The organism is Microbacterium pollutisoli (assembly GCF_053586795.1).
This window is the reverse complement of the sequence record NZ_JBNYWT010000010.1, coordinates 1-6,693: the sequence shown is the minus strand read 5'-3', so window position 1 is coordinate 6,693 and position 6,693 is coordinate 1. Positions and strand designations below refer to the sequence as shown.

5 protein-coding genes are annotated in these 6,693 nt (G+C 69.8%); 4 read left to right on the top strand and 1 reads right to left on the bottom strand.

The annotated features are described in order from the left end of the window. Positions 1 to 198: 198 nt before the first annotated feature. Complete coding sequence (locus ACQ143_RS14695; RefSeq protein WP_449571451.1) at positions 199 to 1,224, bottom strand: hypothetical protein; 1,026 nt, start codon at positions 1,222 to 1,224, stop codon at positions 199 to 201. A 206-nt stretch (positions 1,225 to 1,430) separates the two neighbouring features. On the opposite strand from ACQ143_RS14695, the gene ACQ143_RS14690 reads away from it, so the two are divergent. The 4 genes from ACQ143_RS14690 to ACQ143_RS14675 all read left to right on the top strand — a co-directional run bounded on the left by ACQ143_RS14690 (position 1,431) and on the right by ACQ143_RS14675 (position 6,371). Then, positions 1,431 to 1,886 carry an Hsp20/alpha crystallin family protein gene (locus tag ACQ143_RS14690; protein ID WP_449571450.1) on the top strand — a complete coding sequence of 152 codons (456 nt, stop codon included), beginning with the start codon at positions 1,431 to 1,433 and terminating at the stop codon, positions 1,884 to 1,886. A gap of 218 nt (positions 1,887 to 2,104) precedes the next feature. Then, positions 2,105 to 3,502 (top strand): MFS transporter, encoded by a 1,398-nt coding sequence (locus ACQ143_RS14685; protein WP_449571449.1) that lies wholly within the window; start codon positions 2,105 to 2,107, stop codon positions 3,500 to 3,502. After that, the gene (locus ACQ143_RS14680; RefSeq protein WP_449571448.1) at positions 3,499 to 5,376 is read left to right on the top strand and encodes a glycoside hydrolase family 2 protein; all 1,878 of its coding nucleotides are present in this window, start codon (positions 3,499 to 3,501) and stop codon (positions 5,374 to 5,376) included. The genes ACQ143_RS14685 and ACQ143_RS14680 overlap by 4 nt, the downstream gene beginning before the upstream one ends. Next, complete coding sequence (locus ACQ143_RS14675; protein WP_449571447.1) at positions 5,373 to 6,371, top strand: DUF2804 domain-containing protein; 999 nt, start codon at positions 5,373 to 5,375, stop codon at positions 6,369 to 6,371. Before ACQ143_RS14680 ends, ACQ143_RS14675 begins: the two co-directional genes overlap by 4 nt. The last annotated feature ends 322 nt before the right edge of the window (positions 6,372 to 6,693 follow it).

Genomic DNA, 6,693 nt, shown 5'->3' with positions numbered 1-6,693 from the left:
ACGCCGACCTCGCCGAAACCCAGCGTCTCCTCAACATCCGCCCCCGCGCCGTCCTCGGCTTCCACACCCCATCTGAAACACTGAACTCACACATAGCGCGTGTTGCACTGACCACTTGAGACCGCCGTGGGGATACCCCACACATGCGCCAACTTCCAGGTGCGGGAGCTCGAGCGCGCGCAACAAGCACCCCCGGCGTCACACGGGCGGGCGCCACCCCCGGCGCAGCAGCACGTTCCGCACGATGGCCACGGCGCGGCCGCCGCGGATGTCGCGGGCGGTGAGTCGCACGACCTCGTAGCCGTGGGCGGCATAGGCAGCGTACTTCGCGATATCGCGATCCCACTGGGTGCGCGAAGTGCGATGGTGGTCGCCCTCCACTTCGATGGCGACACCGAACTGCGAGTACACCGCGTCGCTGATGCCCAGCAGGGTGCCCCGCGCATCGCGCATCTCGACGTCGAGGGCAGGCTCGGGCAGGTCGCTGAGCATCACGTCGAAGCGGAAGTCGGATTCGAGAACCGACATGCTTCCGGTGCGCAGCAGCGGCAGGGCCGCCCTGAGCCGCGGCCCGCCGCGACGCCGCCCCGATCCGACCGCTTCCTGCAGTTGTTCGACGGTCGCAAGTTGCCGGGCGGGCTCTGGCCGTCCGCGATCGTTGCGCGGGATGCGGATCATCGCATCGCCGATGGCGACGAGTTGACGGACGGAGTGAATGCGCCCGAGCAGCGCCCACAGCGATGCCGGCGCGGCCACGCGATGTCCGTCGTGCACGCGGACCTGGGCGAGCCCCGGCGTGATCTGAACCGAGTGGATGCCGGGGCGCCGCAGCGCTCGGCGCGGAGCGAACACGCCCACCTCGAGGTCGCCGGCGGCCGCCGCTTCCGGGTCGATGAACGGCAGCCCATACACGGCCAGTGCGCTGGTCCCGATATAGAACGCGTGCGCGGGAGCGACGAGATCGTGTGCACGGATCCGCGCCAGGATCGCCGCTCGCGCCGCAAGGTCGCGGGCCAGTGGCGTCAGCGTCGTCACGGGTGCCAGCGGCGTCAGCGGCGTCACCGGTCGCTCACGGCCGACATCGTGCCGGACGCGCACGCCGCGGAACGGGCGGTGCAGGTCGCGCGCGCGGAGCCGGTCGGCAGACACCCCGTGGGCGCGGGCCTCGGCGGAGGTGAACGCGGTCGAGAGATCTCGTGGCAGGGGCAGTGGCTGTCGGGGCATGAGTCCACGGTGGCGGTGCCGGAACCCGCAGGTCGCCCGGGCGGGGAAGTTGTGGACAAGCGCGATGACGCGCGTCTTGGGGAGGAGGTGCGTTCGCCGTACGCGAACGACTAGCACTCTCGCATCGAGAGTGCTAATCTGAAGGTACTTGAGTCGCATCGACTCAACTTTGAACCTCATGCAGAACACCAGACAAGGAGAGAAAAATGGCCACGTATGACCCGTTCCGTGACCTCGACCGTCTCGCGTCTACCCTCTTCGACACGCGCCGCGGCCCGCGCCGCATGCCGATGGACCTGTATCGCGACGGTGACCACTATGTGCTGAGCGCCGACCTGCCGGGAATCGACCCGGGCTCGGTCGACATCGACGTGGACGGTCAGCTGCTGACCATCCGCGCCGAGCGCACCCTGCACTCGGGCGACGACGTCAAGTGGATCACCCGTGAGCGCGAGGCGGCCAGCTTCCTGCGCCAGCTGAACCTCGGCCAGGGCATCGACACCGAGAACATCGCGGCCACCTACAACAACGGTGTGCTGACGGTGACCATCCCGGTCAGCGAGAAGGCCAAGCCGCGCAAGGTGCAGGTGGTCGCCGGCGCCGACGCGCCGATGATCCAGGCGCACGAATCCAGCGAAGAGCCGCAGCCGATCGACCAGTGATCGCGGGACGCCGGTCCGCACCCGCCTCGAGCAGGCGGAGGCGGGCCGGCCCCGGCATCCACCTACCGCCCCGTGTCCGATTCCGGACCGGGGCGGTACGCGTTTTCCGGCATCCACCCACCCATCGCATGCTCCGCGGGAAACAGGCCCGCGCGGTGGGACGCCAGGGCATAGGATCTAGGCGACCCGAACACCCCCGGACAGAAGCAAGGTTGCCGATGACCGACCGCACCGCTGTGCCCGCCGACCACCCCGACGGCCCGAACCTGCACAGCGCCCCCACCACCGGCACAGGTGCACCCGCTGCACCGGACCCCGCCCGGCGCGTGCCGGTCGGTGCCCGCACCTGGTTCGTGGTCGTCCTGGTCGGCTTCGTCGGCCAACTCGCGTGGACCGTCGAGAACATGTACCTCAACGTGTTCGTCTACGACACGATCACCACCGACCCCACCGTGATCGCCGTCCTCGTCGCCGCCTCCGCGATCGCGGCGACCCTGGCCACGATGGTCGTCGGTGCGTGGTCCGACAAGGTGCGCACCCGCCGCCCGTTCATCGCGGTCGGCTACATCCTGTGGGGTGCCACCACCGCAACCTTCGGTTTCGTCCAGCCCGAGTCGGGGGTCTTGGCCGCGCAGGTCGTCGGCACCGCGGTCGTCGCGATCGTGGTGCTCGACTGCGTCATGTCGCTGTTCGGGTCGGGAGCCAATGACGCCGCCTTCAACGCCTGGGTGACCGACGTGACCCATCCGTCGAACCGCGGCCGGGTGGACGCGACGCTCGCCGTCCTTCCGCTCATGTCGATGCTGGTGGTGTTCGGCGCCCTCGACGGGCTCACCCAGGCCGGCGAGTGGAAGCTGTTCTTCGGCATCGTCGGGGGCGTCACCGCCGTCGTCGGCGTGATCGCCTGGTTCCTCGTGCGCGACGCGCCGTCGATCGAGAAGAACACCGACGGCTACCTCGCCGCCCTCATCCACGGCCTGCGCCCCAGCACCGTGCGGGCCAACCCCCGTCTCTACGTCCTCCTGGTCGCCTGGGCGATCATCGGCACCAGCTCGCAGGTGTTCATCCCGTACCTGATCATCTACATCCAGCGGTATCTGCGCATCGACGGGTACGCGATCATCCTCGCCAGCGTGCTGACCCTGGCCGCGATCATCAGCGTCGTGGGCGGCCGCGTCATCGACCGCGTCGGCAAGATGCGCGCCGTGCTGCCGACGGTCGGCATCATGATCGCCGGGCTGATCGGCATGTTCTTCGCCCGCGACATGCTCACCGTCATCGCGTTCGGCACGGTCATGATGGGCGGGTTCATGCTCTCCACCGCCTCCCTGTCGGCCAACGTCCGCGACCAGACGCCGGTCGACCGCGTCGGCATGGTGCAAGGGCTGCGGATGATCTTCATCGTCCTGGTTCCCATGCTCGTCGGGCCGTTCATCGGCGCGTTCGTGATCATCGGCGCCAACGAGACCTATGAAGACCTCGGCGTGATCAAGCAGGTGCCCACGCCGTGGATGTTCCTCGCCGCCGCCGCGATCGCGCTGCTCGTGGCGATCCCGGTTCTGCTGGCACGCCGCGCACCCGTCGCCGCCGACGCATCGGCGGTGGTCGACGCATGACCGCTGCGATGCTCACGCCGTGGGGCGAACAGCTCGACCCCGAGGCGCCGCTGCCCGAATACCCGCGCCCGCAGCTCGTGCGCGGCGACTGGCTGAACCTCAACGGCCGGTGGGACTGCACCTTCACGCCGTACGCGGAATACGACCCTTTGGCGGTCGACGATCCGACCCGGCCGCCGCGCCGCTGGTCGGGGGAGATCATCGTGCCGTTCTCGCCCGAGATGCCCCTGTCGGGGGTCGGCCGCGCTCTGCACCACGACCAGCTGCTGTGGTACCGCCGCACCTTCACCCTGCCGCGCGCGTTGGGGCCCGGCGAGCGGGTGCTGCTGCACTTCGGCGCCGTCGACCAGAGCTGTCGCGTCGCCGTCGACGGCATCGAGGTCGGCGGCCACACCGGCGGCTACCTGCCTTTCACCTTCGACATCACGGGGGCGCTGGCCGGGCGTGTCGACGAGCCGGCCGGCTCGGCTGGAGCCCACGACCCGGCCGACGCCGACGACCCGGCCGACGCCGCCGGTACCCACGAGCTCGTCGTCGCCGTACGAGATGTGACGGATGCCGCGTGGCTCGCCCGCGGCAAGCAGTCCGGCTCGCGCGGCGGCATCTGGTACACCCCGCAGTCGGGCATCTGGCAGACGGTGTGGCTCGAGATCGTCCCGGCGACGCACGTCTCGCACCTCGACCTGGTGCCGCACCTCGACACCGGCGACCTCGAGATCACCGTGCACGCCACCACGCACGGCGATGCGGCCCCACCCGCGCACGTCCGCATCGACGCGGCCGGTGCCCCCGTGGCATCCACGGAGATCACGCCCGGGCAGCCCACCCGCATCGCGCTGGCCGCACCGGTACGCACCTGGTCACCCGAGGACCCGTTCCTCTACGACATCGAGGTGCAGCTGGGTGCCGACACCGTCCATTCCTATGTCGGCATGCGTTCGTTCGGCGTGGGGCGCGACGTGCACGGGCACCCGCGGCTGCTGCTCAACGGCGCGCCGTATCTGCCGGTCGGGCTGCTCGATCAGGGCTACTGGCCCGACGGCGGCTACACGGCACCGTCCGATGCGGCGCTCGAGTACGACGTGCAGCTCGCGAAGGACATGGGCTTCACCATGCTGCGCAAGCACATCAAAGTCGAACCGCTGCGCTGGTACCACCACTGCGACCGGCTGGGCATGCTCGTGTGGCAGGACGCCGTCAACGGCGGCGGTCGCTACCGCCCGCTGACGATCACGGCCCCGGCCGTCACCCGGGTGCGCTTCGACGACGGCGACCACGCGCGGTTCGCCCGAGAGGATGCCACAGGCCGCACGCACTTCGAATTCGAACTCGATGACATGATCGCGCACCTGCGCGCGACCCCCTCGATCGCGCTGTGGGTGCCGTTCAACGAAGGGTGGGGACAGTTCGACGCGGCCCGCATCGCTGCGCACGTGGCCGCGCTCGATCCGACGCGTCCGGTCGACCACGCCAGCGGTTGGCATGACCAGGGCGCCGGGGATCTGCAGAGTCTGCACGTGTACTTCCGCCGCTTCCGCGTGCCGCGCCGGCGCGACGGGCGGGTGCTCGCGCTCACCGAGTACGGCGGATACAGCCTCGCCGTGCCCGGCCGCACATGGGGGCGGAAGACGTTCGGCTACCGCACCTACCGCACCCAGGCCGCCCTGCGGCGGGCCTTCGAACGGCTGCATGACCGAGAGATCGCGCCCGCGATCGCCCGCGGCCTCGGTGCCGTGGTGTACACGCAGCTCAGCGACGTCGAAGACGAAGTCAACGGTCTGGTCAGCTACGACCGCCGGTTCATCAAGATCCCGATCGAGGCGGTGCGCGCGGTCACCGACCGGCTGCGCGCCGCGGCAGGAGGCATCGAATGACCGAACGCGAACTCGCCGAGCCCGTCTCTCTCACGGATGCCGACGGCCGGCTCAACACCGACGCCATCGGGTGGGCGCGCTCGCCGCTGGTCGACACCTCCGGCATCGGCCGCGGCCGCGGACGCAACAAGCGGTGGGAGTACTGGAACGTCATGACCCCCACGCACATCGTGGCGCTGACGGTGTCGTCGATCGACTACGCCGCCGTCCACGAGGTGTGGATCTTCGAGCGCGCGACCGAACGGGTGTGGTCGAAGAACGCGACCGTCATCCCGGCCAAGGATGTCCAGCTGCCGGCCTCGCTGGGCACGGGCGTCGCGATGGCCGGTGCCCGCGGGCTCGGCATCACGATCACCCCGACTCCCGACGGGCAGCGATGGCGCCTGCACGCCGAGATCGCCGACGCCGGGTTCGACATCACTGTGCGCCGACCGGCCGACCACGACTGCCTCGCGGTGGTCGTGCCGTGGTCGCGTCGCCGGTTTCAATACACGGTCAAGGATGTCGCGCTGCCGGCATCCGGGACCATCACCACCGCCGGCATCGCCCACGAGGTGCCCGCCGGGTCGTGGGCCGTGCTCGACCACGGGCGCGGCCGGTGGCCGTACAACGTGCGGTGGAACTGGGGCGCGGGCGCCGGGCAGACGGTCGACGGTCGGATCATCGGCATCCAAGTCGGTGGCCAGTGGACCGACGGCACCGGCTCGACCGAGAACGGCATCATGCTCGACGGCGTGATGCACAAGATCTCGGTGCAGCTGGACTGGGACTACCGGCTCGACGTGCCCACGGCGCCGTGGCGCATTGTCGGCGGAGGACTGGACGCCACCTTCACGCCGTTCTACACGAAGCGCTCCCGCACGAATCTGGGTATCGTCGCCTCGCGCACCGACCAGTGCTTCGGCACGTGGGCGGGCACCTTCGACGCGGGCGACGCGGTCGTCGCGTTCGAAGGCGTGGAGGGCTTCGCCGAGGACGTCCACAACCGCTGGTGAACTCGGGCGTGGGGCGTGCTGCCCCCGCGGGTGCTGTCCCCTGGGTTCGCAAGTTGGCGCGTAGAGGGGGGGTATGGATGCGGGATACCCCACACTCGCGCCAAGTTGCGCGGGTGTCTGCGCCTTGCCCCGCGCTGTGCCCCGCGCCCGCGCTGCACATGGGCCGCGAGTTGACGCGTAGGTGGGGTATGGATGCGGCGGTCTCAAGTGGTCAGTGCAACACGCGCTATGTGTGAGTTCAGTGTTTCAGATGGGGTGTGGAAGCCGAGGACGGCGCGGGGGCGGATGTTGAGGAGACGCTGGGTTTCGGCGAGGTCGGCGT